Below are 1,005 nucleotides of genomic sequence, written 5' to 3'. Positions count from 1 at the left end.
GTTGCCGGTCGGCGGGGGTGCAGCGGCAGTACTCGGGCACGCTGGGTCGCACGGACAACTGCCAGATCGGGACGTTCCTGTGCTACGTCACTGATGCCGGGCGGGCGTTGATCGACCGGGAGTTGTACCTGCCGGCCTCGTGGACCGATGACCGGGGCCGGTGTCGGGCTGCGGCGGTGCCAGACGAGGTGGAGTTCGCGACCAAGCCCCAGCAGGCGCGGGCGATGCTGCAACGGGCGGTCGAGGCGGGGGTGCCGTTCGCGTGGTTCACCGCCGACGAGGCGTACGGGCAGAACCCGGGGTTGCGTACCTGGCTGGAGGATGAGGACATCGCCTACGTGATGGCCACCCGCCGTGACGATGAGGTGGCCTCCGGGCTGTTCACCACCACCCGGGTCGACCAGTTCATCGCCAAGGTGCCGGCAGGTGCGTGGACCCAACTGTCGTGTGGTGACGGCGCGCACGGACCGCGTCGTTACGACTGGGCCCGTCTGCCGATCCGGCGGCAGTTCGCCCACGGCCGGCGCGGCTGGGTCCTGGCCCGACGCAGCATCAGCGATCCCACCGACATCGCCTACTACGTGTGTTTCGGTCCGCGTGGTACCCGGCTGCGGGAACTGGTCCGCGTCGCTGGGTCCCGGTGGGCGGTCGAGGAGTCGTTCCAGACCGCGAAGAACGAGGTCGGCCTGGACCAGTACCAGGTCCGTCGCTACGACGCCTGGTACGCCCACATCACCCTGGCCATGACCGCGGCGGCGTTCCTGGTCGCCACCCGCGCCGCCGAAGCCGTAAAAGGGGGACAGGCGGCACAGAAGACGAGCTGATCCCGTTGAGCAGCAACGAGATCCGGCGCCTGTTCGGCAAACTCGTCCTCGTCGGACGTGCCGCCGCCGATCACGTGCTGCACTGGTCAACCTGGCGCCGCCGCAGGCAAGCCGAAGCAAAAGCCGCCCACTATCGCAAACGACTCGAAGTCACCAAAGGTAACGAACCGCCGTAGCAGTA

Annotated in this window: 2 protein-coding genes; both read left to right on the top strand. The window is 68.4% G+C overall.

The features are described from left to right. Positions 1–824 (top strand): IS701 family transposase (locus tag KJS59_RS30630; RefSeq protein WP_213457483.1); only part of this gene is annotated, 824 nt, incomplete at its 5' end. Between the two features lie 5 nt (positions 825–829). Continuing rightward, positions 830–1,000 (top strand): hypothetical protein, encoded by a 171-nt coding sequence (locus tag KJS59_RS30625; RefSeq protein WP_213457481.1) that lies wholly within the window; start codon positions 830–832, stop codon positions 998–1,000. Positions 1,001–1,005 lie beyond the last annotated feature (5 nt).

Origin of the sequence: Rhizomonospora bruguierae, from assembly GCF_018397995.1 — a bacterium.
GTDB lineage: Bacteria > Actinomycetota > Actinomycetes > Mycobacteriales > Micromonosporaceae > Rhizomonospora > Rhizomonospora bruguierae.
Note: the sequence above shows the minus strand (reverse complement) of the source record. Positions and strands in the feature narration are given on the sequence as shown.